Consider the following 26732-nt stretch of genomic DNA (forward strand, 5'->3'; position numbering starts at 1 on the left):
AAAATCATTACATTTGCCAACAACTAAATAACTCGAAATATCGTTTAAACCGAATTGAGGACTTATCGAAATGAAAGATTTCCCACAACTAGAAACAGAACGACTTATTCTCAATGCAATTACTACTTCTGATATTCCACAGATTGTTGACTATCTTAAAGATAAAGTATATTCGGACTTTACATCAAATATTCCTTACCCATACCGAAAAGAAGATGCTGAATATTGGCTTAAATTAGCAGAAGAAGCATATATCAATCGTAAAGGTTTTACTTTTGCTATTCGAAATAAAGATAAAAAACTGATTGGGGCGATCGGATTACACGATGAAGGCTCGGATAAGGCTGAGCTGGGATACTGGATTGCTATTCCTTATTGGAACAAAGGTTATGTTACTGAAGCAGCAAAAGCCATCATTGACTTTGGATTTAGAGAACTGCATTTTAACAAGATTTTTGCGACCTACTTTCCACATAACCCAGCTTCGGGAAAGGTCATGGAAAAAATAGGCATGGAAAAAGAAGCACTATTGAAACAGCATCTAAAAAAAGATGGAAAATATTATGATATTCCATTATACTCTATTTTCAATACGGAAAAATAAAAGAGGTATTCGTGAATAAAAAATCAAGTTTAGCTCTGATTATACATTTACTATACTCATATTTTATGTGGCAGTACCCTTATTCTTTCTGTATTAATTTCAAGGTATTCCATGACTATATTCGGTATAATATGGAAAATTTGCTGATTAACTTACCAAAAGCAGTATGCTAAACTTAAACATATACTATATTTAGGAAATGGCTACATTTAAAGAACTGAGAATTATAAAGAATAAAATATGAAAATATTCGCATTCGCTGGGAGTAATTCTTCCACTTCGATCAACAAACAGCTGGTCAAATTTGTACTTAAAAGTTTTGATGAACACGAGATTAATTTGATCGATCTGAATGACTATGACATGCCAGTTTTTTCCGTCGATCTCGAAAAAGATGGGTTTCCGCGGGAAGCACAGCTTTTCCTAGACAATATAGCTGCTTGTGATGTTATTATTTGCTCGCTTGCTGAGAATAACCGTTCCTATAGCGTTGCATTTAAAAATGTGTTCGACTGGGCATCTAGGATCAATGTGAAAGTTTTCCAAGATAAACCCATGCTTCTTATGACTACCTCGCCAGGGGGATATGGCGGTGGGAATGTCATGGCGGAAGCCCAAAAGTTCTTTCCGCAGTTTGGAGCAATCATTAAAGAAACATTTTCGCTTCCCAAATTTTACGAAAATTTTGATCAGAATAATGGCGTAATCAGTCCAGAACACAGTGATACGCTAAAGGAAAGAATTGCTGGATTTAAAAAGCAGATTTCTGCCTAATCGTACTTTCGTAATCCACTGTTACTTTTCTAAGCTTTGCAATTCATTCCTTCAATGCATTGAATTTGCTGGGTAAAGCTTTATAAAGATGCTCTATAGGCCAAGTTGCATACTGGCTTGGCCTTTCTTTGCTGATTATTGACTTTCTACTTACTATTTTATTACCATTTTGTTGTCTTCTTACCAAAGGAATAGCAAACAAATAGCAGAGAAACAGCAAACAAGTAGCAGAGAAACAGCAAACAAATAGCAGAGAAACAGCAGACAAATAGCAGAGAAACAGCAAACAAATAGCAGAGAAACAGCAGACAAATAGCAGAGAAACAGCAGACGAATAGCAAAGTAATAGCGAACCAATACGCCAGCAATCCCAAAGAAAGATCAAATATCAAGACACCAGGAAAGAATACACCGTCACATAGGGGCAATGCTATGCTATCCATCAGGCAAGGATTAACACAAAATCGGTACAGAAACGGTAATATGAGATTTACTTTTTACGCGATCAATTCTGGTACCTGATCCTCCTTATAAAAGATTTCGTTCCATTGTGCCAACTGGCACATAATGGGGATTAAGGCTTTACCTTTTTCGGTCAAAGAATACTCGACACGTGGTGGCAGTTCCTTATATTCTTCTCTAAGAATAACACCATCCTCCTCCAATTCTTTTAATGAGCTGGTCAAAACCTTGCGTGAAATATTTTCTATAAGTGCATCGAGCTGACCAAATCGGGCTTTGCGGTCCCGCAGTGTATAAATAATGACAGGCTTCCACCTTGTGCCTAAAATTGCCATCGAGCGCTGCATTGCACAGGAACAACTTTTAAATTCAGTCCTTTTCATTTGATATTTTGAGAATAGTTACACAAAGGTAACTAGTTTATACTAATAATAGTTACAAATATACACTATTTAGAATATCTTTGTAAAGATTTATAATTTAAAACAAGAAAAATGAGCATACAAACACTTTTTAATCCATTTGAATATAAAAATTTAAAATTGAAAAACCGCTTTGTCATGGCACCAATGACGAGAGCATTTTCGTTGGACGGAATTCCCGATAGTGCCGTAGCTGGTTATTATGAGCGACGTGCTGCTGGTGATGTTGGACTAATCTTAACGGAAGGTACAGTAATCGAAAGACCTTCTTCAAAGAATTTAAAGGACATTCCCAACTTTTATGGTGAACAAGCACTTACTGGCTGGAAGAACATCGTCGAAGCTGTACATAACAAAGGTGGCAAAATAGCGCCTCAACTATGGCATGTCGGTTATACCCCAATGCAGTGGACGCCACCTTCAGCATTTGAGGGTCCGGATACAATGACATTGGCTGATATTGAATCAACAATACAAGCATACGCGGACGCCGCCAAGTCTGCAAAAGAGCTCGGTTTTGATGCTTTTGAAATTCATGCCGCCCATGGTTATTTGATTGATCAGTTTTTTTGGGAGGGAACGAACCATCGAACTGACGAATTTGGCGGCAAAACCATTAAGGAGCGGTCTAAATTTGCAGTTGAAGTCGTTAAAGCGATGCGAAAAGCCGTAGGGTCGGAATTTGTGATTATCCTGAGATTATCGCAATGGAAACAACAGGACTATACTGCCAAAATCGCACCGACGCCTGCTGCGATGGAAGATTGGATTTCACCATTAACGGATGCTGGTGTTGACATTTTTCATGGAAGTCAACGCCGCTATTGGGAAGCGGAGTTTGAAGATAGTGATTTAAATTTCGCCGGCTGGCTTAAAAAGATCTCAGGACAACCCACGATCACGGTTGGATCTGTAGGCCTTGATAAGGACTTTGGCGAAGTATTTACAAACTCCGAATTCAAATCTTCTCCTGCTTCGCTGGACGAATTGGTCCGTCGGTATGAACGTGGCGACTTTGACCTTGTCGCCGTGGGAAGGGCTCTCCTGCAAGATCCAAATTGGGTAAAGAAAGTTAAAGTCGAAAAATACAATGAACTTTCTACTTTTGAAGCTAAAAGTTTAGCTAGCCTGTCTTAACAGGAATCTCTAATAACCACTTCACAAAAATTGCGTTATTACATTATAAATGATAGGGGTGAAAAATTGATTTTTAATCATTACTTTGCCCCTATTCATTTATCGCGACAGTTTCAGCAACTTGGCTCCTTAAATGTATCTAGAAACTTCATTCAATGCATGTAACCAATACTAAAAAATGATAACAGATACCAAAATATATATCATTAGTGGATTAGGTGTAGACAAGAGGGTATTTAACAAAATAAACTTTGGTTCGCTTGACATCGAATATCTGGATTGGATTACACCAATAGCCGAAGAGCCTCTGGCCACTTATGCAAAAAGGTTATCTGCAAAAATCACGGTAAAACAGCCCATTCTTATCGGGCTTTCTTTTGGTGGAATGTTGGCGATTGAAATTGCCAAAATCATCGCTGTCAAAAAAGTTATTCTCCTTGCTTCGGCTAAAGGAAGTCATGAGTTCCCATTGAGTTACAGATTAGCAAGCTGGCTGCACATCAATCGGTTGGTACCCAATAGCTTCCTAAAATGGCACAATTTTCTGTCGGACTATTTTTTTTGTATCCGAAGTAAAGAAGATTCTCTGCTATTAAAGCAGATTTTATTCGATACGGATCCACTCTTTATGGCCTGGGCAATACATGAGATTCTCCGATGGAAAAACAGATTTATTCCAAGTAATTTAGTCCATATACATGGAGACAAAGACCGTATTATCCCGATCAAAAGTCTAAAGCCCAGTTTTGTGATTAAAGGCGCTGGTCATTTTATGACGGTCACACACGCTGGCGAAGTTGAAAAGCTTTTAAGAGAAATACTGATCTAATTGCTGGGCATTTACTAAAATCACCTTACCTGAGATTTTTGGTATATAAAATCCAAGGGATTCCAAATCGGAACCATTTATTCGCTATAAGGATAGCTATAAAGAAAAATTATTAAAATTAAGACCATACAACTATAAAACTGTTTAAAGCTTCTTTTTATTAAAACAATAATTGCAGAAAGACAGTTATTTTATTAATGCATCTGCCGGCTATGAAGTTTATAACATACCGTTTTGTAACGCTGAGGGAATAAAACTGTTTAACTTAACACAAGAACATGCGAAAAAGGCTTCTTTTTAGTTTTCTATTATTTCACATCTTTTTTCTAAACATGAAGGCTCAACTTAATAATTCAAAACAACCACAACTAGAGATTGCAGTGGATTTGGGACCATACCGTCCCATTGGTGTAAGCGTTACATCCAGCAACCGGCTATTTGTTTCTTTCCCGAAACAAACTAAACATTTCAAGTATGCACTGACCGAAATCATCAATGGAAAACCGACCCCTTATCCTGATGCTGAATGGAATAAAAAAGGAATTGAGAATTCCCACTTTGTTAATGTACAGGATATCTTTGTCGATGCCGATGACAATCTCTGGGTATTAGATTCTAAGCCATCATCTGCTGGATCAATTTTTGGTAATGATGAAAAACCAACCGAAGGACAGTTCAAATTATTGAAAATCGACACAAAGAAAGATCAAATTGAACGTATTTATAGTTTCGACGACCTTGATAAAACCAAATCGGGTCTAAATGATATGCGCATTGATAGGGTGAAAAATTTAGCTTACCTCTCCGACCCCGGTCAGGCGGCCATTATTGTTTTGGACCTCAAAACTGGAAATAGCAGGAAGGCTTTAGCTGGAAGCCATTTTACGCTCGCTGATCCCGAAGTGATTTTAAGATACGAAGGTAATGATATGCGTAATCTGAACGAAAAACCTTTTTCTTCCAATGTGAATGGCATCGCCTTAAGTCACGACTTTAGATATTTATACTTCAAGCCGATCAATCAAACTCATTTATACTGTATCGCGACAGAATTTTTGGCCGATTCTACGTTAACGAAACAAGATTTGGAGGCGAAAGTTGAAGACAAAGGAGAAGTAGGTATCACACATGGATTACTGTCAGATATAAACGGAAATATTTACCTAACTTCATCCATCGATTATAGTATAAAATATTTAAGTCCTAATGGAAAACTGCATACCCTAGTTCAAGACCCACGCATATTATGGCCTGATTCTATGGGGATCGGCGAAGATGGATATCTTTATTTCTCTTGCCCACAACTTTTTAAGGATCCACAATGGAACAAGGGAATCGACAAGGTTGAATTGCCTTATTATATCTTTAAAGTAAAACTACCTAACTCAAATAGTGAGTCTAACAACAAATAAAACGATTAAATACAACACATTATAGGATACTGCTGTTTACAGAAGTGATATACCATGCACCGTTAAATATAACGGTGCATGCGTTGCAACTATCCATATTCATACGAACTCTTCCCCCCATGAAGTTGAACGCATCACGCCCCAACATTATTGATCATCAAAACGCGAGAATAGGCAAAATCTAAGTCCCCAAAATTCAACCAGCAGATCACAATACGAATAAAATGGAGCTAAAAACAGCTTAAAGGATACGTTCATTCCATCAGCACCAACGCGTGTCTATCAAAAATATAAAATTTTTAGTAAAAATTTTTAAATACTAACATTATTAGTATATTTGGTTATCAGTTTTAGACGCGCCTTTTATGGAACAGATTGCAACATATGACAATAAGGATTTACACGTTGGTGACATCGTTCGCTTTCATACCCCCTACCCCGATGAAGACCCAAATACGATTTTCATCGTACTGTGGTCATACTACGATCCTGAAGGGAAATCATCCAGAGCTGAGGTTGTTAAATATGACCCAAGTTCTAAACACTCTCCAGTTATTCAGAAGTGGTTTATACGGGACCTAGAAAGAATCCCCGAAGTAAGCCCGGAATTACTAAAACAGATTAAGCTATTCATGCAAAATAAACTAGGCAACGCTATTATCAGCAAGTTAGTCATCTAACAGATTTTATAAATCAGATTAAAAAAATACATGGAAAACAAATTTAAAGAGAAAAGAGTAACAATATCTAATTCCGTTTGGTCCGACTGGCGCGAACAACTTAGAGAAAGTGAATTAGCCGGCTTACAGCAAAGGCTTGAAAAACTTGAAAAAGAAATGTTGCTTGATTGGCTACAGTGGAATAATCCTAAAGGAAACTATACAGATCGCAAATGCATTGAAAATGGAGTACAGCAAATCTCTAAAAGCAAGGCTATCGAATATATATACAAAGAAATCTTACGCATCCACATGAAAAGAAAATATAGTGCCCTTTCAAGCACGCATGCACAACTTATGTTCAACAACTAAAATTTGGAATAATGGAATCTTTTATCAAACACATCATCGATCTCCAGCTGCCAAAAATTATAGCAATGGAATCGAATCGAAATGATTGGCGTTATCAGCTTTTAGGATTGAAGGATAAAATGCTCTTTGATAAATTAAAGTTGATGACTAGACAAGAATTACTTGGCTGGCTTCAATGGTACGATAACACTGGAACTTTCTTCGATCATGACTGCATAAGGAGGGGTATCCCATTATTGACGAAAGTTCAGGCATTAGCAGCAGTTTACCAGCGAATTATGCGTGGGCATGAAGGCTGGGATGGTTATATGGGAACGGAATATATACGTAATCAAATCTTTTAAAGAGACGATAGCTTTAAATCGAAAATGCTTTGCCTACTGTGATATATCTAGCTAATGTATTCAGGTTTTCAATTGCTGCTCCAATGGTATTATTAAAATAAGTATATACCTCTTTTTCCTCTGCAATCCAACCATTTATATAGGTACTATATTCCTTCAATACACTGTCCGAATAGCTTCCCCTATAATCACCATCTGGCCCATGGAAGCGCATATAGATAATCTTTGTGTCGGTATATTGAAGACGCATTCCAAGAGTATCCTTATCATGGATCACCAAATGCATTCCATATGATTTTAAAAGAATCAGAGTTTCTTCCCTATACCAAGAGTCATTTCTAAATTCTACGCATACCTGCCAGGCCTCACTTCTCTTATCCTGACTGATGCAGTCCAATAGTTCAGTAAGCTTTCCAATGGAAGTAAATTTACATGATGGCGGTAGTTGTATAAGCAGACATCCTTTCTTTTGACTGACGGCATCAATAACGGAGAGAAATCTTACTACATCTTGTGGATCAAACCCGAGTTCCTTTTGATGCGTAATTCCTTTCCAAAGCTTAAAAGTAAATCGAAAGCTGTCGGCTGTTTCTTCGGACCATCTTCGGACAGTTTCTTCACGGGGAATTTTATAGAAAGAACTGTTCACCTCCAAAGAATTAAATAATAAGCTATATACGGCAAGTCGGCTCTTCCCCTCTAAATGCTCGGGATAAAAACTTCTATTTTTATAAGGCAAAAGAATACCACTTGTTCCAGAAAAATAAGAGTGTTCCATATCGTTATAACAATTGAACTGTATACAATGGTTCATTTTTCCGTCAAAAAAGATTCACGTTTTTACATAAAAAGTAATTGAATTGCATATAAAAAACAATTTACTTAAGTTTGGGTAACGGGATATTTAACAGCCGCTCTTTTCAGGAATCTCTTTTTCCTGCTTACAGGATGATAAATCAAGCATACCATCTCAATGAAGAAAAAATCTTATCTAATTAGTTTCATGATTATGGCCGTTTTGAGCAGCTGTAATGAAAATAACCAGAATAGCACCAATACCACTTCAAATTCCCAATCTGGACAGCCCGAGGAAAGTCCAACATTTACCTTTGACAGTATCAAACAGCACTATGCACTGGGAGAAGATCTGGTTTTAAAAATAAACCATGAGAAGAAGCAGAAATTAGACACTGTGGTCTATTACATCAATAATAAACAAATTGGACAAGTAAGTGGCAATGAGTCTTTCAAATATGCATTAAAACATGAAAAATTTGGCAAACAGATTGTTAAAGCAGTCGTGTTTAGTGATGGAAAACAAGAAGAAAATACAGTAAGTATAGATTTATTCGCTTCTACTCCTCCTCGCTTGCTCCAGTATAGCATTGTAAATATTTATCCACATGATATTAAAGCTTATACTCAAGGCTTAGAGTTTTATGGTGATAACCTGATCGAAAGCACGGGAAATGGTATTGGCCCAAGTGGAAATAAAGGTAAATCGAGCATTCGCATTACAAATCCTAAAACTGGTGCACCCATCAAGAAAATTGAATTGGATGATTCAATTTTTGGCGAAGGCGCCACTGTCCTAAATGGCAAATTGTATCAATTGACCTATAAGAATAATATAGCCTATGTATACGATATAAACACCTTAGCCGTTATTAGTACACTACCTTACTTTCAGCCAATGGAAGGTTGGGGATTGACTTCTGACGGTAAAAACCTATACATGTCCAATGGTTCGGATTACATTTATACACTCCATCCACATAACTTCTCAAAATTGGACTATATTCGTGCCGCGACGAACACAGCTATGATCGATCAAATCAATGAAATGGAATGGGTAAAGGGAAAAATCTATGCAAATTTCTTTATGGAAGATGTCATTGGACGGATCGACCCTATGACAGGTACTGTGGAGGCATTGGTGGATCTTTCCAAATTACGTGAAAATGTAACGCAACATGTCGATTTGGATGTACTCAATGGTATCGCCTACAATCGAAAATCGAACACCTTCTTTGTGACTGGCAAAAATTGGGATAAAATGTTTGAGATTAAGCTGATCGAATAGCTTTATCCCAAATGAGGAAAAAATATGGTATTATCGAATCATCTGACCTATGACTTCTCGCGTTAGGGCAACTCCTTCATTTTATTAAATCCTTTCGTTACCATTGGAACAATTTGTGGGGCGAATAGCTGAGATAAAATAGGTGTTTCGTGGTTATCTTTAGCACCAGTCCATTGTGCATATTTATTAGCTAAGAAATCCAATCGCTGTACAGAGGATAATTCAGGCAACGTGTAGTAGATACTCTTTTCACCTTCTTTTCCTTCCATTTGTACATATCTCCCCCTTGTAACGTTCAGGTAATTCCGTTTTTCAAAATCACGTAAGAAAGATTCATCTTCATCAGCACTATCCCATTTCGGATCACGTGGACAACAGACGGATCCATAACTTTCCTTCCTATAAACTGTCAGCATATTTTTAGGAGATACGGGTTTAAAGAAATCAAAGCCCGGATTGTCGTCACCTGAACGACGAATACTATCAACCCTAACCACACCGTCCTGTCTATTTATCAAATAATAAAAATTGGTCGTCGTCGGTTCTATACACATTCCTTGTTTTGACGCCTGTTCAGCGATCTGATCATAAAATGCCCAATCTGGTACAATCAACACAAATTGTTGAAGATCGGGATAAAATTCATTTGCTCTTTTAAATAACTCCACTGGAATTCTAGCGTTCAAAAAGAAAATATAGGTAGAATCTGGAAGGATCTGCAAAGGAAGATCTATTAAATAACTCCCCTTTTTTTGGGTCACAAAACCATTGTCTATCATTACAACCTGACGAAAATATTCACGATACCAATCGGGATTCACTTCATCCGATCTCGTTGTATCCGCAAGTGAGTGTGGTGTTGGCGACGGTTTTATCAATGACTGCTGTCCCGTTATTTTACTCTTACAGGATGATGCCATCATTGATAAAATGATGAGCAAATACCACATATTTCTTTGTTTTATCATCGCAACATTAAGTTAAATATTTTACACTATTTTCCTGTCAAATTTCTATCCAAATGGATTCAAGAGAGACAATTGATCTTTGAGCAGACTTCTCCTCCCGTATTTAATCGATAATCACCATTTCATCGACGATCTGAACCTCGTAAAAACCATAGCTACCTTTTTACCGCTTTTGCTGCTTACAAACTCATCTGCACCGATTCTTATGCCCAAAATATCATTGTCAAAGCGCGTGCCGCATTCAATTATTGGCTATTTATTGACATCACGATCGCCATCCACCATGACCGGCTGCTTTACTGAATAACAATTTAGCGTATCAATCTTATTCTGCAAATAACATATTTTTAAAATTTTACTTCCTTGGCACTTTATATTCGCCATGTCTATTTTAAGATTCGCAGCCGATTAAATAATCCTTACGAATCAGATGGCGATATGTTATTTTATGCAACTTTGAAATAAAACAGCCCCATCATTTCGCTTTAAAATGACCAAACTCCCAAAATTTCTTTAACATTTTCATAAAAAGCGTTGAATCTATCAATATTTACACGACATTTAACATAAAACACTTTGTTTCTTAAAAAGAATTACAGAAATTAGAGGTATAAACCGAAGAAATTATGAATAATAGACCTTTAAACGGAATGACTATCGAAGAGTTGCATAACAATAGAAAAACTACACTTGTAGTCACTTGGATGCTAACCATTATGCTCTTTATCTTATTGGGAATGGGAATATATACATCAATCGCTAAAGGGTTTAGTGCACTAATGGCCATTCCCTTTGCTTTATCCCCAATTGCAATTCTCAATTTCAAAAGAGTAAAAGAAATCAATGAAGAGCTCAAAATAAGAGAAGCTCACTAAAATAATAATGAAACAGCTTACGTTATTTATCCTGTTTATATTCGCTTCGGGTACATTATTTGGTCAGGAGATAAGTAAATCAACGACACAGACTATTACGCAATCGGGAATAGGCCTTGGATCAGTCATTGCCGTCGTCACTTCTTGGGACCGTAATAGATCAATACTTTTAGCTTTAATTCACGGAATACTCGGATGGTTATATGTCATCTATTTTGCATTTACTCGTAGTGAATAAAGATTTACAATCAAACATGCAGCTCCATGCTTACTTCCAATACAGATTTTGTCATTGAGGAAATCAAAGAATCTAGTGACATCTTAATCAACGAACTTACAAACTTAACTTTAAACATTGTTCAAGGAGGCGCCTCTGTCGGTTTTATGGACGACTTGACGGTTGAACAGGCAAACAGATTTTGGACCGAAGTGCTGGATAAGGTCAAACAGCATAAAACTGTATTAATTGTTGCCAAAAATAACGTGACAAATCAGATCACAGGAACGGTTCAATTGCAAACGGATCTTCCTTCTAATCAAGCACATCGTGCAGACGTTGCAAAAATGTTAGTTCATTCTGACTTTCGGAGAATGGGCATTGCACAGAAATTGCTTCAGCGAATTGAAAAGATAGCCATTGCTCTAAATAAGACACTCATGGTACTCGACACGGTAACGGATAGCCCTGCATATTTTATGTACCAAAAATATGGCTGGACTATTGTCGGTGATATTCCCAATTACGCACTTCTTCCCAATGGTTTGCCATGTAGTACAACCTACTTTTACAAAAGCCTGAATAATCCGGCCTAGCAAACAAACAGCCTCCAAATTCATTAACTATTCATTTGAAGGCTGCTCTTAAAAAGATCTACGTAAATAGGAATAGTGCTACTTATTTTTGTACCACACCGGTCCCGGTCTATTGCCCATTTCAAACACTAATGTAGCACCAGACATAATCTGTTCGTGTGTAATATAACTTGTTTCAAGAGGTTTACCGTTAAGGGTAACCGCTTGGATATAAATATTGGATCTGCTCACCTGATTAGCTTTCACAGTAAATTTCTTTCCATTGGAAAGCTTCAATTCGGCTTTTTCAAACAAAGGTGTGCCGATTTCATATTTTCCACTGATAGGATCTACCGGATAAAAACCCAATGAGCTGAATACATACCAAGCTGACATCTGCCCACAATCATCATTTCCACTCAATCCAGCAGGTGTATTTAAATAAAGTTTATTCATAACCTCTGCAGCATATTGCTGTGTTTTCCAAGGCTGTCCAACGGCATTAAATAAATAGAGGGCATGGTGGCTTGGTTCATTACCATGCGCATATTGACCAATCATTCCTGTGCTAAAAATTGGAAGTTTACTGGTATCCGAAGGATGAAATGTGAACATACTATCCAACTTCTGGGCGAAACGTTGGGTCCCACCAACAAGTTTAATCAATCCAGGGATATCATGTTGGACAGACCAGAAATATTGCCAAGCATTACTCTCACAGATGTGTGCACTATAGTCTTCGGGATCAAATGGGGTAATAAATTTACCTCTACTATCCCGGGGTTGCATAAATGAAGTCGACGGATTATACACATTTTTGTAGTTCTGCGCTCTAGCCAAAAATTTTCCTGCAATCTCTTTCTTTCCCATCTTATCTGCCATCATGGCGATACAGTGATCATCATATGCATATTCAAGTGTCCTTGATAGTGACCAGTTTTCAGCATTATACTCATCCTTGACATCATAAGGTACATAGCCCAATTTTTTATACAGTCCTATGCCTCTATAATTGTCGATATTTGCTGTCGCAACGCAGGCTTCTAATGCTTTTGAAACGTCAAAATCACCGATTCCTTTTAAATATGCATCTACAATTATAGGAATTGCATGATTCCCGATCATCATATCAGTTTCACTTCCATAAATATTCCATACTGGCAGTCGGCCATTTTGTTCATAAAAAGCGATAAACGACTTAATCATATCGTTTACACGATTAGGATCAATATAAGTAAATAAGGGATGGGAAGCTCTATAGGTGTCCCAAAGCGAAAACGTGCTGTAGTTGGTCCATCCTTCAGCCTGATGTATTTTTCGGTCAGCCCCCATATAACCACCATCAACATCACTAAAAATCGTCGGTGCAAGCATGGAATGATATAACGCTGTATAGAATTTGATCTGCTCTTCTCTGTTTTTGGTTTCGATGGCTACCCTGCCCAATTCCTTGTTCCAATTTTGCTCTGCCTCTTTCAAATAATAGTCAAAATCATCTTTTGGAACTTCTGCTTTCAAATTTTTGGACGCACCTTCCATGCTTACACCCGAAAGTGCTGTGCTGAGCGTTACCTGTTCTCCATCGGCAGTTTTAAAATCAAATCGGGCTTTATATGCTGTACCAATTCGCATTGCTTTCTTGGCTATTGAATCGGCTCGTGATAATATTTCCGTACTGTCAATATGAACAGCTCTAAAAGGCTTGGAAAAACGAGTTTCAAAATAAACACGTTGTCCTCTGGCCCAACCTTCAGAAAAACGGTAGCCCCGAATAGTCACAGAATCTACCACTTCGATGCGTGAATCTGTAGTCGCATCCCAGTTCATTGCTTTCTTTAAATCTAAAAATACGGCAGATTCTGCCTTTGGAAAAGTATAGCGCTGAATGCCACACCGTGCTGTTGCCGTCAGCTCTACATTGATATCATAATCAAGTAGTTTCACCTGATAATATCCTGCATGTGCTTTTTCGTCTTTATGTGAAAACTTAGAATGTATACCAAGAGGAGCTTCCGCTTCGTGGTAGGGCAATGTTACCGGCATAAAAGATATATCGTATAAGTCACCCGCCCCCGTACCGCTTAAATGTGTATGGCTAAAGCCAGAAATTGTACTGTCGGGATAAAAGTATCCGGAAATACGATCCCAGCCAGGCAGCCCGTTATCTGGACTTAGCTGTACCATCCCAAAGGGCAATTGTGCACCTGGATATGTATTTCCGGTAAAGTCCGTTCCGATAAAAGGGTTTACATCCGTTGCATAAAAACTTTTATCAGAGCTTTTTAGTGAAGCACAACCAATTAAAGACAAAAGGCCTGCGCAAACCGCATAATTAATATATTTCATTGTGTAAATCAGTTTTCAATTTAGTTGGCTTATCTATCTATTTCCAGTAACTATTAGAATATCCTTGCTATTGACTAAAGTTTGGTGACTGATTTTAAATCCATTGAATGGTTTTCCGTCGATAACTATTTTTTTGATATATTCACCACTACCCAGTTTTTGGCGTCTTATGGTTACTTTATCGGCATGTGGATAGAATTTCTTATCGAGCTGAATAGTTACCTTATCAAACACAGGGGTTACAACGGTGTAATCTGGTCTACCCGGGCAGAAAGGATAAATTCCGATCATGTTCATGAGTGCCCATGTAGACATCGTCCCGGTGTCATCATTACCAGGTATACCGCCGGGGCTATTGGTAAAATGTTTTTCAAGTATTTCTTTAACTAACTTTTGGGTGCGCCATTCTTCGCCTTTAATTTCTGAGAACACGTGTGGATACAGCATATCCGGTTCGTTTGTCACGTCAAAATATCCCTTATCGAACGTTGCCTGAAGCCGATCTACAAATTTTTGCTTTCCGCCCATCAATTTCACCAAACCAGGAATATCAAACGGGATTGCAAAACTATAGTTCCAAGCATTACCTTCATGGAAACCATGATTAGGTTCAAAATTGGCGCCCATCAATGGGCTAAATGGACTTAAAAACTCGCCGTTAGGAAGAATAGGTCTGAAAGTCCCATACTCCGAAGAATAATAATGTTTATATCCTTGTGCTCGCTTAGCAAAAAGCTGAGCATCTTTGGTTTTCCCCAATGATCCGGCCAACTGCGCTAAATTCCAATCAGCAACATAATATTCTATCGCATGAGATACGGAATTATCAAATGAATCGCGCAACGGAACATACCCATACTTCACATAATCCGCATTGTCAGGCCTAATTTTATTTGTTGAGTCAGTTGTAGTGGCAGATTTCAAAAATGCCTCGTAAGCTGTATTAATATCAAAATCCCGAATACCTTTCATCCAGGCATCAACGATCACAGGAACTGCGGGATCGCCATCCATCGTATAGCTTTCTCGGCTATACAATTCCCATTTGGGCATCCAGCCGTTTTCGTTATACATATCGATCATGGAACGTATCATACCAACCTGCTTATCCGGATAAACCAACGACATAAGCGGCTGTACATTTCTATAGGTATCCCATAGTGAAAACACCGTATAACGATTATGATCTGCTACCAGAGTCTTCCTGCTTTCCATGGCGGGATACTCGCCATTCACATCCTGTAAAACATTAGGATGAATCATGGCATGATATAGTGCTGTATAGAATACTGTTTTCTGATCTTCCGTTCCTCCCTCTACCTGTATCTTCGACAAGGCATTATTCCATTGCAAAGAAGCCTGTTGATGCGTTTTCTCAAATTCGAAATCAGCCTGCTCAGCTTCCAGATTTTTACGGGCATTATCGACACTCACAAACGACACGGCAAGCTGAACTTCTAAACTTTCATTCTCTTGCACATCAAAGCTAAAAAATGCACCAAGATCATCTCCAGAAAGCTGATCTGTATAGTCTGTGAAAATTTTATATTTTCCAGCATCCTTATTCCAGTCATTTTCCCATTTTTCTCCCGCACGCTGAAATTTCCAGTAACCTCTTTTCGCGGGCTTTTTATTGACACGCATGACAAAGAAAATTGGGTAAACAGCCTGATTATTACTATAACAAAAAGAACCCAACAACTTAGACCCTTCTATTTCAGTATCACTCACATAACGAACCGTTGCTCCCGTTTCATTTGTTAAACCTTCGCCCAAATTAAGCAGGATATTTGCCTGTCCTTTTGGAAAAGTAAATTTAGAAACACCTACACGGGTTGTTGCTGAAACTTCCGTTTTAATGCCATATTTCTTCAATACGTTGCTGTAATAGCCTGGATGGGCAACCTCCTCCGTATAGGTACTCCCATATTGATGATAATCAACCTCCAGTTTTCCTGAGGTTGGCATTAACAACAAACTTCCCATATCTGGGCACCCTACTCCACTTAAATTGACATGTGAAAAACCTGTAAAATAACTATTACTATGTTCATAGGGAGTAGACCACCATCTTGCATCCTTATCAAATGTGTTAAGGGATGATCCCATTACATTAAAAGGGGAAACATTCATCAAACCGTTGGGCACCTGAGCTCCCGGATTAGTAGTTCCATAATTGCTGGTACCTATAAACGGGTTTACATAGTGTACAGGAAGTTTTTGGGCAGAAACATACTGCCATAGGAATAATCCTAAAAATAAAAAATGAATAAATTTGATCATATAATCTTTATAGGCGGCTTTGCAAATCGCTTTCGTTGAAGCAAACACCATAGGCCGCGCATTTTAGCGTGTACCTACAATACTACAGATAATCAGAAAGATTTACAAATCTTAATGACCGTTATATCGATGATTTTACGTTTGTTAATAGGTTTTAGCATGATTAAAATAAAAACATCAAGCAAAGCTATTCATTCCCGTCAATAACAATAAAAAACCTGAAGCGGGGAACTTCAGATTTTTACTAACTAACCAATTATTAACCTAAATTATGAAACTACTATTATAACGCCATACATAATTGTTTGTTATCTGGCTGCCATGGTTTAACTAAACTTTAACAAATCGGGGGTTATACCGCTATCAGCCTCCACACAATTAAGTCAATCTGCACTCGCCATTGAAAGGTATTTGCTTATTGAAATAATGCCAACTGTTAATTGGGTATAACTCCTTTTTCTAAGGTAAGCTCCTCCTTTTTAAAATGAAGAAGCTCCAACTTAAAAACACGTTAAAGAATTTTTATTTCATGCCTTGCAGTTATATAAATATTTTAAAAGTGGACTTCTTATATCATCAATCAATTTTCCTCTTCCTTCGGCATGTATTTTACAATGAACCAACTCAACCTATCAGATGCCTAATAATCATTTGCTTATGGTATTGCTAAATTTCAAAAGATAATCTAAAAATCGAGATAGGTGTAGGAATCAAAAAAACAAAGTTTATTATTAAAATCTGTGAAAGACTCGGGAATAACGAAAATTACTATTGGCTATTCGAATCCAATAAGTTATATTTATACAATTATTTGCTTTAAAACTATTAAAGATAATAGTATTTTTTTTTGTATTATCATAATAAACGATATTCTACCCTTTTGTGTAGAAACTTGTTTCATTGCTGGATAACGATTTAATGTTTTGAACAGGTTTGGATATTACTTTGACGATGATTAAAAAAATAAGGATAGGAATATAAAAAGGCCTATTTCCAGCGTTTCAATTTAGATTACGCCGTTATTTTTGTAATTTACACGCCATAACAACATCGAATTACGTGCTATTCAAAAGCGATTACGGATCATCTTTCCACTTTATACTATGAAAATTAAGATTGAAGATTTTTTCAAGCCGATACAAGTAAAAGACGACTTTAGCAAAGATGATTATGAGATCGTCGAAGCCTTTATTAATTTTGCAAAATCCCTAAGCAGATTAACCTATCAAAGTATATATTTAATTGATTATTCAAAGAAAAGCTTTTTATTTGTTTCTGATAATCCTATCTTTCTATGTGGAAGCACCCCTACGGAAGTAATGCAGCGAGGCTATTATCACTATGTTAATAATGTACCTGAGAGCGATTTGCATTTATTAAAAAAGATTAATGATATCGGTTTCGATTTTTTCGGAAATTTAGATGCCGAAGACCGCCTTAAATTCTCGATATCTTACGATTTCCATTTAAAACAACCCGGTAATAAACCTCTTTTAGTCAACCATAAACTAAAGCCTTTACTTTTGGATAAGTTTTCCAATCCTTGGATCGCACTTTGCCTCGTTTCGATTTCTTCCCACGCAAATTCGGGAAATATTCGATTTAAATCTGATGAAGATGGACGACAGTTTGAGTATGATTTGGATAAAGACCTTTGGGTGGAAACTGCTCGTATTAAATTAAAACCCCGCGAAAAAGATATTCTTCTCTTTTCGGCCCAAGGTCTTACGATGGATCAAATAGCCAATCGGCTATATGTATCAATTGATACAGTGAAATTCCATAAGAAACAGATATTTTCAAAATTAAAAGTGAAAAGTATAACAGAAGCTACAGCATTAGCTATTGAATTATCGCTTTTTTGATTTTACTTTTTTTTTTTTTGATATAAAAGCATCTGGTCAGACATTTCAACAAATTTTTGGATATCCATATTATTATCTTTGCTAAACTGGGAATACTTATTCTTTTCTACAAAAGCTTCCAGCCATTCCGATTTAATATAGATTGGTAGCGTCTCAGAGTACAAATAAATAATTGGGTCTGCAAGCTGATAAGATTCGATTTCCAATTTCCGAAGTGTATTGACTACTTTGCGATCGCATTCGGCTATGACTAACCCGTTACCAAGCTTATATGGGGCATAAAAGGCATCAAAAAGCATTTTTTTTAGAATATTGATCCGATTACCTATTATCTTTCCAGAAATAACAAAACGTCCGATATGCCAAAAATTAGCTACATTTGGGATTAACAAACTTTCCGTAGTGATAAAAAATAATTTTTGAATTGGCAAACTTGTTTCCTTATCCCAAAATGTAATTCTAATAGATGCCTGAATACTGTGATCAAGCTTACTTCGAAGAACATAGTAAATAGAACAATCAAAAAACGTATAATCCTCTGCTATTAGTGACTCAAAGTCAGACATATAATCCTCTTCAGAGTAACTAGCTAGTTTATAATGCTCCTTGGTCGTTACTAGATAAAAATGTATAAGTTCAGAAAGTTCGTTCTTATTAAGCTTGGTGAAGTAATAATTTTCAGGCGTCCAGTTCATGAAGATGTTATTCGATATGCGATTATAAAAATAAATACTTTTCGTTTAAATTCCCACAGCAGCAAATTTACTAAACACGCGTTTTATTGAACGAATGTTTTTTTCAATTATATTAAGTTTACCTCATTATTGATAAATAATAGGAATCCGGGAAGAATTTAATTGGTTTTGTGGTTGCCAAATTAAACACTACTTGACTGACCATCCCAGCCACCAGGTATAAACCTATTGATAGCTGTGGCGGAGGAGAACTCAATGCTATTTTACCATATTCTGCCAAAAACTCCTCAAACCATTTCGTCTCAATATCTTTTGCTTTTAAGCTATCCACAATAAATTTACCGACATTTAATTCAAAAGTCTGATGTGCTTTTTCCAACGACTGCAGATTAAGGCCTTCAGGCGGAAGAACAGTTAAAAATCCTGCCCAACCTAAATTATATGGATGTACTACTGGTATATTTCTTTTGGCCATATATTGGTCAAAAACAAAAGGGATATCAGAAGAAAAATCCAGCGCATTAATGGCAACCTTGAAATTGAGATCGATTTCATGCAAGTTGTCCTGATTAATAAATTCAGGAAACACGGTTATATTGGCTTTTGGATTAATTGCATACAAACGATCCCGTAAGGCTATTACTTTCTTCACACCAATATCCTTATTTGTGTAATTTTGACGGTTTAAGTTTGTCAATTCCACAACATCTCCATCAGCAATTGTTAAATTTTCGAAACCCATGCGTAATAAGCATTCTGCGATATAACTTCCTATTCCACACCCCCCGATTAATACATGAAAATTTTTGATACGTTGTTGATCCTCTTCTTTAATGTGTATGTTATTCCGAATATACCTCAAATCCATAGCTAATAATTCAATAATTTTGTATCACATAAAGATAGAATTATAATTTATAATATTTTATTAAAGAAATTGCTTAGCAATTTCTTTAATAAAAACTTCGTTCCAAATTCGTGGAGTTTGTCGTTATTTTTAAATATAAATCACTGAAAATGAAAAGTTAAATGAATACCTTTAATAATATCAACTTATAAAAAATGGATAATACAAGAATATATCGCATGACATTTGCCGGCGTATATCCGCTTTATATACAAAAGGCTGAAAGAAAAGGACGCACCAAAGAGGAGGTCGACGAAATTATATTTTGGTTAACCGGTTATAATCCTGTATCGATAAAGCGGCTAATTGCGGATAAAACTGACTTTGAACACTTCTTTGAACATGCGCCATGTTTAAACCCGAATTTATCGAAGATTAAGGGTGTCATCTGTGGCTATTGGATTGAAGAGATTGAAGACCCGTTGGTTCAAAAAGTTCGTTATCTCGATAAATTAATTGATGAATTAGCTAAAGGTAAACCCATGGAAAAAATTTTAAGAAAATAATTTTTATCCCACTACCTTTGGAATATTATTTAGACACCACTTCTAAATGAAGCAATGAGTAATATTTCAAAACCGTGGTGCGCTAAATTTTATATAAATTGATCATGGAAAAACAGATAAATGCAGGTGAATTTGTAGATCGTTTTATGACTGGTAGTCTGGAGCATCTCCGCTATCAACAATCACCGATCAAGATATTTCAGCTAAGTGAAATTGCACCTTATATTAAATTTCCAACGCCACCTATTTTCTTGGGTTACAACCTCCTTGTTCATATTACCGAAGGATATTTTAAACATCAGATCGGCGCCAAAGAATATGTTGTACAGGCTCCCGCAATTCTTATTAGCAATTACGGCAATATCTCAACTATAAAGTCTGTTGATAAATCTGCGAAAGGACATTGCGTTTTGATTAACGACAATGCGATGACGTCCATTTTCAGGGAACAGGAGATTTTGAATATCTTTAATATTTCACCATTACTTAATTTAACAGTACAAGATAGTATCGATCTACAGGAACTTTTTAGACTGCTGTATGACGAACTGCTTTCAGAATTACCTTATAAAGAATTGTTTGAAAATTTATTAAAATCGGCAATTCTAAAAATCATCAAACTTTCTTCCTCTAATCAAGCGCTCAATCGGAGGCAGGAAATTGCAATGATGTTCAAACAACTTGTACACAAAAATTTCAAAAAGCAAAAAAGTATCGCATTTTATGCGGACAAACTCGCAGTATCTACAAACTACCTTAATCGCTGTGTATTTTCGGTTTTCAAAAAATCTTCCAAAGAACTCATTCTTGAAGTGCTGATTATGCACAGTCAATTTTTATTATTTGAATCCACCAAAAGCATTGCGGATATCTGTTATGAATTGGATTTTTCTGATCCTTCTTATTTCTCACGCCTTTTCAAAAAAATTGTTGGTGTTTCTCCTACTTCTTATCGAAACAGAGCGACTTAGATTTTCAATATGCACGATTTGTCCTATCTTTTATACGCAAGTACACAAGCGAATCAAATTGATTGCAGTTAATTTTGTGTGAGTGATTGCAGCAAAAGAGAAGTTTAGTTCAGTAGATACTCTTTCTTCTTTTTGTTTCGATCGACATTGGTCCATCATTTGATTTTATATTTTAAAGATGCTTAAGGTTTCAGAACACAACAATATAACCCAAGATTTCAATTTGTTTATTGCGGATTTCAAAACGAGGCTATCAAGCTTATTCCATAAAGAATATGATTACAACTCAATCAGTCTAACGCGCGGGCTACCGCCTGAGTTTTTGGCTGAAATCATGAAAATGCAGCCCTTATCGGTTGCTATCCCCGAACATCACGGTGGTCGAGGCCTTCATGTAAAAGAATGTCTGGGTGTGCTTGCAGCCGCTTCTTATGAGTCATTGTCGCTATCTCTGATCTTCGGTATTAACATTGCTTTATTTTTGGAGCCTTTCGCTAAATATGGCGACACATTACTTCAGGAGAAGGTATTCCATCAATTTTTGGAAAATCAAGCCATGGGAGGACTAATGATTACCGAACAAGCTTACGGCAGTGACGCACTCAATATGCGAACATCTTATCAACAAAAGGATGATAAGTATTTTATAAAGGGTGAAAAACACTGGCAGGGTCTTACTGGTGCAGCAGATTTTTGGCTCGTGACTGCACGTAAGAAAAATGAAAATGGAGAACTGGTAAGGGATATAGATTTTTTTGTAACGGAGAATGCTTCGGAAGAACAAAAGATAGTGGTCACAAAAAAATACAATAGCCTTGGCCTATACGCAATCCCCTACGGTGTTAATGACATCGACATCAATGTTCCTACGAATCACAAACTAAATCCTGAGAGCACAGGGATTAAATTGATGTTGGATACGCTTCACCGCAGCAGACTGCAATTCCCAGGCATGGGTATGGGCTTTATAAAACGCATGTTGGATGAAGCCATGAAGCATTGCTCAGAACGTCGCGTCGCGGGTATTAGTTTAAATGAATTAGACTCAGTTAAGTTTCAGTTGTCGCGCATACAGGCGGCCTTTACATTGTGTTCGGCAATGTGTTCATATAGCGTATCGATCAGTTCCATCAATAACGACCTTTCCGCTCATGGTGTAGATGCCAATAGTGTGAAAGCGTTTGTGACAGACTTAATGCATGAAGCTGCACAAATTTGTGTGCAATTATCAGGCGCAAATGGTTACAGATTGGACCATGTTGCAGGCCGTGGCCTCATTGACAGCAGACCTTTCCAAATCTTTGAAGGATCAAATGAGATGCTTTATTCGCAAGTCGCCGAAGCCATAGGTAAACTTATGCGTAAAACTAAAGAAAGTAATTTATTGTCTTTCTTAAAAAAATATAGCGGAACTGAATTCGCGGCACCATTTTTCTCATCAATTTTAAATTTTGATTTCCCCCTCCAGGCAAAACAGCGTGAACTGGTGACCCTTGGAAAGATAATCGCCCGCGTCATTTGTTTTCAATATGTTTTACAGATTAACAATGCAGGTTTCAATGATAAGATGACAGAAATAACACGTCAGCATGTTAGCATGGATATTTATATGTTTGTAGGCCAATTATCAAATAATAATAATGCGGAACCCCTGTTGAACTATGACGATAACACAGATTGGATGAAGTTCACTTCTTAATCAAGGGCTGTGCTAACTAAATCAACCGTTTTTAGCGAGATCAAGTAAATTGCATGAAGCCACTTTCTAAAAAGTGGCTTCATGCGTTATATCGCTGAAATATCCCATTCCCAAACACTGTGGTAATGTCCAATCGCTTCGGTATAGGCGATAAATTCGCGATAGAAAGGATGTGAACCAATTGTGGCACTATCCCCTATTACCACCAGTTTCTTCTTCGCCCTAGTCATTGCAACATTCATCCGACGCACATCAGACAAAAAACCAATCTGCTGCTGGGCATTGCTTCGCGTCAAACTAATATAGATAACATCTTTCTCCTGGCCCTGAAAACTATCGATTGTCTGTATTTTAATGAAATCAGCGAAAGGTTTCATTCTCTCATCCTCCTTAAATACTTCATGCAGTAAAGAGACCTGTTTGCGGTAAGGTGCAATTACCCCAACACTCAAAAACCCTTCATTTATCAAGGAAGCTGTCCACGACCCCATATGAACGCTCAGATGAGCAGCTAGAAAATGGGCTTCCCCTACATTGAAGATTGCGCCGTCGATTTCCGTTTCTTCAAACCCTGCTCCCGCTGTATCAATAAATACCACGGGCTCAGAATCTTCTTCTAAGCTCCAATGTGCGACTGCGCTATCGGCCCTCAATAAACCATTATATAAAGCCATGGAAGGGTATTGCATAATTTTCTCGTTCATTCGATATTGTATATCCAGCAAAGAAACTAATTGTGGATTACGTTCCACTAGCTTTTCGAATAATGTGTGGCTCAAGCCATCACGAGATAGTTTACGAGATTTTACTGTGGGCGGCAATTGATTGTGATCACCTGCCAGAACAAGTCGATGTGCTTTTAATATCGGGATCCAGCAAGCGGGTTCCAGTGCCTGCGCAGCCTCATCTATAATGACTGTTTCATAAATACGATTTCGGATAACCTCGTGATTCGCACCGACCAAAGTCGCAGTGATGACTTCTGCTTTGTTCAAAACATCTGTGGTGATAAAATCTTGAATCTGATCGACCTCCCTTCTGATCCGGTAAGCTTCATTAAACAATGCTTTTCTTTGTTCTCGTTCCGTCTTTCCAAAATTCCGTTTATACTTTTGAGCCATCTCTGTATAGGCACGGACTTGTTTTTGAAGTGTTTTAATATCCTTATTTGCGGCATGACTATCAATCTTTGCATCCAGTGTCAATTCCTGGAGATGCTCAGAAACCTTTACAGGGTTGCCTATTCTTACTACCGTAACTCCAGCAGCGTCCAAACGTTCCGTCAACAAGTCAACCGCCGTGTTGCTAGCTGCAACAACCAACAGCTGTTTGCTGTGTTTTTTTAATAATGCCTTCACGGCCTGTATCAATGTTGTTGTCTTTCCTGTCCCCGGCGGGCCGTGCAAAAGTGCTAGCGTATCTGCTTCCAATATCTGCTGGACTGCCTTATTTTGACTCACATTCAAGTTAGGATGGGCAAAGAACGCTTCATTGGATTTAATTGGAATCAATTCTGCTCCGATTAACTTTCGTACGAAACCTCCCTGCTTCGTATCTTGGCTCAATTCCCGACCTTTCTGCAACGCATTGAACATTTCACGATAAGAATACTCATCAAATAATAAATCAATACCAAGCTTTCCTTTCCTGCTCCATTCAGGCAATTCATCTACACGAAAGGAGATTCGCATCCCCTCTCTATTTATTGAGGATATGATACCATCTATTCGGTCATGCTCGGGGTTGTGATTCGAAAATAAGGATACTGGCATACCGAAACGAAATTTGTGATCGATGTCATAATGGTTGGTTCTGTTTAAACTAACAGATAAATAATCCCCTCTTCCAAGCTCCATATCGATTATTTGAACCGGAAACCAGGTAACACCTTGCATCCGTCGTTCATTTAAGCTACTTTTCAATAACAAAGTCTCGTGCTGTAATCTGTCAAATTGCTGTTCTTCACGTAGTAAAGTGATAAGTTCGTCGAAATAATTCATACTTGGATATCCAAATTGCACCAGCGCAAAATAACTGTTTTTTCCCTTATTTGAATCATTTGAACACAAATTCTCTCCATCTTTCATCAAATACCATTGCGCGCAATTTATATGTAGGTCACAAATTCATATTTATTTACTATAATTGAAAAACAAAGCATTTTACGCTTAAAGTATTCATAAAAACAACAATTAGATGAACGAAATATTCCTACACGACAACGATCAGCAATGGACAGACTTAGGCGAAGGAATTATGCGAAAGATACTCGTTTTCAATGAGGAGCTTATGCTGATGAAAGTCCGATTTAAAAAGGGGGCCATCGGTATACTTCATCAACATCCACAGACACAAATTTCTTATGTCAGTGCTGGAAAATTCAGATACCATATTAATGGGGTTGACCGCATCCTAAACGCAGGTGATTCTTGCATCATTTATTCGCAATTGGTTCATGGATGCGAATGTCTTGAGGAAGGAGAACTGATCGATTCATTCACTCCTTACCGCGGAGATCTTATTCAATCCACATAAAAACATTTTAATCAAACGTTGAAGAAGCAATAATAATTTCGTCCCAACGTTAATAAAACAACATTAAAAATATGATTTCAATTCTTTCGGCTAATATCCGTGTACTCCTTGTTAGTTTTTGTTTGAGTATTGGATTTCTATTTCTTTCCCCATCTATACATGCGCAGGATAAACCTCTCCTAATAGAGAAAATCAATTCGAATTTATATCTTTACACAACCTTTAATACCTTTGAAGGCAACAAATATGCAGCTAATGCTGTATACTTAATCACAAAAAAGGGTGTTATCCTTTTCGACACTCCATGGGATTCTACACAATATCAACCTTTATTGGACAGTATTAACCAAAAACATAATTTACCCGTTATTGGTATTTACGCAACACATTGGCATGAAGATCGTGCAGGTGGTTTTGCCTATTACAACCGTATTGGAATTCCCACCTACGCAACAAAAATGACGAATGATCTATTAAAGGCAAATCACAAAGCACAAGCAGCCCATCTTGTCGACATCGATAAAACCTACACAATCGGTGGTCAGTCTTTTGTAGTGAACTTTTTTGGTGCCGGACACTCCATGGACAATGTGGTTATCTGGTTTCCTAAATATAAGATTCTGGACGGCGGCTGTTTTATAAAAAGTGCTGAAGCCCGCGACCTAGGATTCACGGCAGACGGGGACATAAAATCATGGAAACCATCCTTAGCAAGGCTGATGACAAAATACCCACAAATTAACATGGTTATTCCCGGACACGATGCCTGGAGAGATAAAGGCCAAATAAAACGAACAGAAATGCTTCTAATAGAAAAAAGGTAATACATTTTTGGAGCTTCGGTAATCGATCTTCACTGCGGACAATTGGAGCAGGCTATTGGTAATAAGATATCTTCAGCAAACTTACTTGTTTGCAGTATAATAAGAGACTTTGCAAAGTATTCGACGGGGCAAATTAAAATCTTCGCTTAATGTACAATTGGATTTTAAAAAAAACAACGTGATAACAGCGTAGAAAAAAACAGCATAAAAGTAAAAAAAGGACTATGTTTATCCAAAAAAGTGCTATATTAGCGACACCATATAGAAGCAGGGGCATTAGCTCATTTGGCTAGAGCGCTTCGCTGGCAGTGAAGAGGTGATCAGTTCGATCCTGATATGCTCCACAGAAAAGAAGCTGTCCGACAAGG

The 26732-nt window shown here is 37.3% G+C and carries 26 protein-coding genes and 1 tRNA gene; 19 read left to right on the forward strand and 8 right to left on the reverse strand.

Going from position 1 to position 26732, the window contains the following annotated elements:
- Positions 1-70: 70 nt before the first annotated feature.
- Together B3139_RS06965 and B3139_RS06970 are read left to right on the forward strand one after the other, a co-directional pair.
- Positions 71-604 carry a GNAT family N-acetyltransferase gene (locus tag B3139_RS06965; RefSeq protein ID WP_209575890.1) on the forward strand — a complete coding sequence of 178 codons (534 nt, stop codon included), beginning with the start codon at positions 71-73 and terminating at the stop codon, positions 602-604.
- 240 nt (positions 605-844) lie between these two features.
- Positions 845-1378, forward strand: a complete 534-nt coding sequence (locus B3139_RS06970) for an NADPH-dependent FMN reductase (RefSeq protein ID WP_209575891.1) — start codon at positions 845-847, stop codon at positions 1376-1378.
- 497 nt (positions 1379-1875) lie between these two features.
- On the opposite strand, the gene B3139_RS06975 is transcribed toward B3139_RS06970, so the two are convergent.
- Complete coding sequence (locus B3139_RS06975; RefSeq protein ID WP_293881164.1) at positions 1876-2223, reverse strand: winged helix-turn-helix transcriptional regulator; 348 nt, start codon at positions 2221-2223, stop codon at positions 1876-1878.
- 111 nt (positions 2224-2334) lie between these two features.
- Between B3139_RS06975 and B3139_RS06980 the strand changes: the two genes are divergently transcribed.
- From B3139_RS06980 to B3139_RS07005, 6 genes are all read left to right on the forward strand, one after another.
- Complete coding sequence (locus B3139_RS06980) at positions 2335-3399, forward strand: NADH:flavin oxidoreductase (protein WP_293881166.1); 1065 nt, start codon at positions 2335-2337, stop codon at positions 3397-3399.
- 178 nt (positions 3400-3577) lie between these two features.
- Complete coding sequence (locus B3139_RS06985; RefSeq protein ID WP_293881168.1) at positions 3578-4228, forward strand: alpha/beta hydrolase; 651 nt, start codon at positions 3578-3580, stop codon at positions 4226-4228.
- A 332-nt stretch (positions 4229-4560) separates the two neighbouring features.
- Entirely contained in the window at positions 4561-5640 is a 1080-nt protein-coding gene (locus B3139_RS06990) for an L-dopachrome tautomerase-related protein (protein WP_293881170.1), read from the forward strand.
- 365 nt (positions 5641-6005) lie between these two features.
- Complete coding sequence (locus B3139_RS06995; protein WP_293881172.1) at positions 6006-6320, forward strand: hypothetical protein; 315 nt, start codon at positions 6006-6008, stop codon at positions 6318-6320.
- A gap of 30 nt (positions 6321-6350) precedes the next feature.
- Positions 6351-6671 carry a hypothetical protein gene (locus B3139_RS07000; RefSeq protein ID WP_293881174.1) on the forward strand — a complete coding sequence of 107 codons (321 nt, stop codon included), beginning with the start codon at positions 6351-6353 and terminating at the stop codon, positions 6669-6671.
- A gap of 11 nt (positions 6672-6682) precedes the next feature.
- Positions 6683-7015 carry a hypothetical protein gene (locus tag B3139_RS07005; RefSeq protein WP_293881176.1) on the forward strand — a complete coding sequence of 111 codons (333 nt, stop codon included), beginning with the start codon at positions 6683-6685 and terminating at the stop codon, positions 7013-7015.
- A 13-nt stretch (positions 7016-7028) separates the two neighbouring features.
- Here B3139_RS07005 and B3139_RS07010 read toward each other — a convergent pair whose 3' ends face one another.
- Positions 7029-7793: a DUF72 domain-containing protein gene (locus B3139_RS07010; RefSeq protein WP_293881178.1), complete on the reverse strand. Its 765-nt coding sequence runs from the start codon at positions 7791-7793 to the stop codon at positions 7029-7031.
- A gap of 195 nt (positions 7794-7988) precedes the next feature.
- Here B3139_RS07010 and B3139_RS07015 point away from each other — a divergent pair, with 195 nt between their 5' ends.
- Entirely contained in the window at positions 7989-9098 is a 1110-nt protein-coding gene (locus B3139_RS07015; RefSeq protein ID WP_293881180.1) for a glutaminyl-peptide cyclotransferase, read from the forward strand.
- Between the two features lie 62 nt (positions 9099-9160).
- Here the strand turns inward: B3139_RS07015 and B3139_RS07020 are convergent, their stop codons facing one another.
- A complete protein-coding gene (locus B3139_RS07020) occupies positions 9161-10066 on the reverse strand; it encodes a hypothetical protein (protein ID WP_293881182.1) in 906 nt (301 codons plus the stop codon).
- 626 nt (positions 10067-10692) lie between these two features.
- Between B3139_RS07020 and B3139_RS07025 the strand changes: the two genes are divergently transcribed.
- Genes B3139_RS07025 through B3139_RS07035 form a run of 3 tightly spaced genes read left to right on the forward strand, consistent with a single transcriptional unit; the run spans position 10693 to position 11754 of the window.
- Positions 10693-10941, forward strand: coding sequence for a redox-active disulfide protein 2 (locus tag B3139_RS07025; protein WP_209575907.1), 249 nt, complete (start codon positions 10693-10695; stop codon positions 10939-10941).
- A gap of 7 nt (positions 10942-10948) precedes the next feature.
- Positions 10949-11179 (forward strand): hypothetical protein, encoded by a 231-nt coding sequence (locus tag B3139_RS07030; protein WP_293881256.1) that lies wholly within the window; start codon positions 10949-10951, stop codon positions 11177-11179.
- A 26-nt stretch (positions 11180-11205) separates the two neighbouring features.
- Positions 11206-11754, forward strand: a complete 549-nt coding sequence (locus B3139_RS07035; RefSeq protein ID WP_293881258.1) for a GNAT family N-acetyltransferase — start codon at positions 11206-11208, stop codon at positions 11752-11754.
- A 78-nt stretch (positions 11755-11832) separates the two neighbouring features.
- Here B3139_RS07035 and B3139_RS07040 read toward each other — a convergent pair whose 3' ends face one another.
- Positions 11833-14079 (reverse strand): GH92 family glycosyl hydrolase, encoded by a 2247-nt coding sequence (locus tag B3139_RS07040; RefSeq protein WP_293881260.1) that lies wholly within the window; start codon positions 14077-14079, stop codon positions 11833-11835.
- Positions 14080-14112: 33 nt separating this feature from the next.
- The gene (locus B3139_RS07045; protein WP_293881262.1) at positions 14113-16413 is read right to left on the reverse strand and encodes a GH92 family glycosyl hydrolase; all 2301 of its coding nucleotides are present in this window, start codon (positions 16411-16413) and stop codon (positions 14113-14115) included.
- A 1052-nt stretch (positions 16414-17465) separates the two neighbouring features.
- Between B3139_RS07045 and B3139_RS07050 the strand changes: the two genes are divergently transcribed.
- Positions 17466-18227 carry a response regulator transcription factor gene (locus B3139_RS07050; RefSeq protein WP_293881264.1) on the forward strand — a complete coding sequence of 254 codons (762 nt, stop codon included), beginning with the start codon at positions 17466-17468 and terminating at the stop codon, positions 18225-18227.
- Between the two features lie 2 nt (positions 18228-18229).
- Here the strand turns inward: B3139_RS07050 and B3139_RS07055 are convergent, their stop codons facing one another.
- Both B3139_RS07055 and B3139_RS07060 read right to left on the reverse strand, forming a co-directional pair.
- Positions 18230-18922, reverse strand: coding sequence for a hypothetical protein (locus tag B3139_RS07055; RefSeq protein WP_293881266.1), 693 nt, complete (start codon positions 18920-18922; stop codon positions 18230-18232).
- A gap of 118 nt (positions 18923-19040) precedes the next feature.
- The gene (locus B3139_RS07060; RefSeq protein WP_293881268.1) at positions 19041-19790 is read right to left on the reverse strand and encodes a ThiF family adenylyltransferase; all 750 of its coding nucleotides are present in this window, start codon (positions 19788-19790) and stop codon (positions 19041-19043) included.
- A 194-nt stretch (positions 19791-19984) separates the two neighbouring features.
- Between B3139_RS07060 and B3139_RS07065 the strand changes: the two genes are divergently transcribed.
- The 3 genes from B3139_RS07065 to B3139_RS07075 all read left to right on the forward strand — a co-directional run bounded on the left by B3139_RS07065 (position 19985) and on the right by B3139_RS07075 (position 23005).
- Positions 19985-20335, forward strand: a complete 351-nt coding sequence (locus B3139_RS07065) for a DUF2200 domain-containing protein (RefSeq protein WP_293881270.1) — start codon at positions 19985-19987, stop codon at positions 20333-20335.
- A gap of 104 nt (positions 20336-20439) precedes the next feature.
- On the forward strand, positions 20440-21306 hold the full coding sequence (locus B3139_RS07070; RefSeq protein ID WP_293881272.1) for a helix-turn-helix domain-containing protein: 867 nt from the start codon (positions 20440-20442) through the stop codon (positions 21304-21306).
- A gap of 178 nt (positions 21307-21484) precedes the next feature.
- A complete protein-coding gene (locus tag B3139_RS07075) occupies positions 21485-23005 on the forward strand; it encodes an acyl-CoA dehydrogenase family protein (RefSeq protein WP_293881274.1) in 1521 nt (506 codons plus the stop codon).
- Between the two features lie 86 nt (positions 23006-23091).
- On the opposite strand, the gene B3139_RS07080 is transcribed toward B3139_RS07075, so the two are convergent.
- Positions 23092-25092, reverse strand: coding sequence for an AAA domain-containing protein (locus tag B3139_RS07080; protein ID WP_293881276.1), 2001 nt, complete (start codon positions 25090-25092; stop codon positions 23092-23094).
- Positions 25093-25201: 109 nt separating this feature from the next.
- On the opposite strand from B3139_RS07080, the gene B3139_RS07085 reads away from it, so the two are divergent.
- From B3139_RS07085 to B3139_RS07095, 3 genes are all read left to right on the forward strand, one after another.
- Positions 25202-25540 carry a cupin domain-containing protein gene (locus B3139_RS07085; RefSeq protein ID WP_293881278.1) on the forward strand — a complete coding sequence of 113 codons (339 nt, stop codon included), beginning with the start codon at positions 25202-25204 and terminating at the stop codon, positions 25538-25540.
- 71 nt (positions 25541-25611) lie between these two features.
- Complete coding sequence (gene bla / locus B3139_RS07090) at positions 25612-26364, forward strand: BlaB/IND/MUS family subclass B1 metallo-beta-lactamase (RefSeq protein WP_293881280.1); 753 nt, start codon at positions 25612-25614, stop codon at positions 26362-26364.
- 270 nt (positions 26365-26634) lie between these two features.
- Positions 26635-26708 (forward strand) — tRNA-Ala (locus B3139_RS07095).
- Positions 26709-26732: the final 24 nt, after the last annotated feature.

Origin of the sequence: Sphingobacterium sp. UBA1498, assembly GCF_002325125.1 — a bacterium.
Lineage (GTDB): Bacteria > Bacteroidota > Bacteroidia > Sphingobacteriales > Sphingobacteriaceae > Sphingobacterium.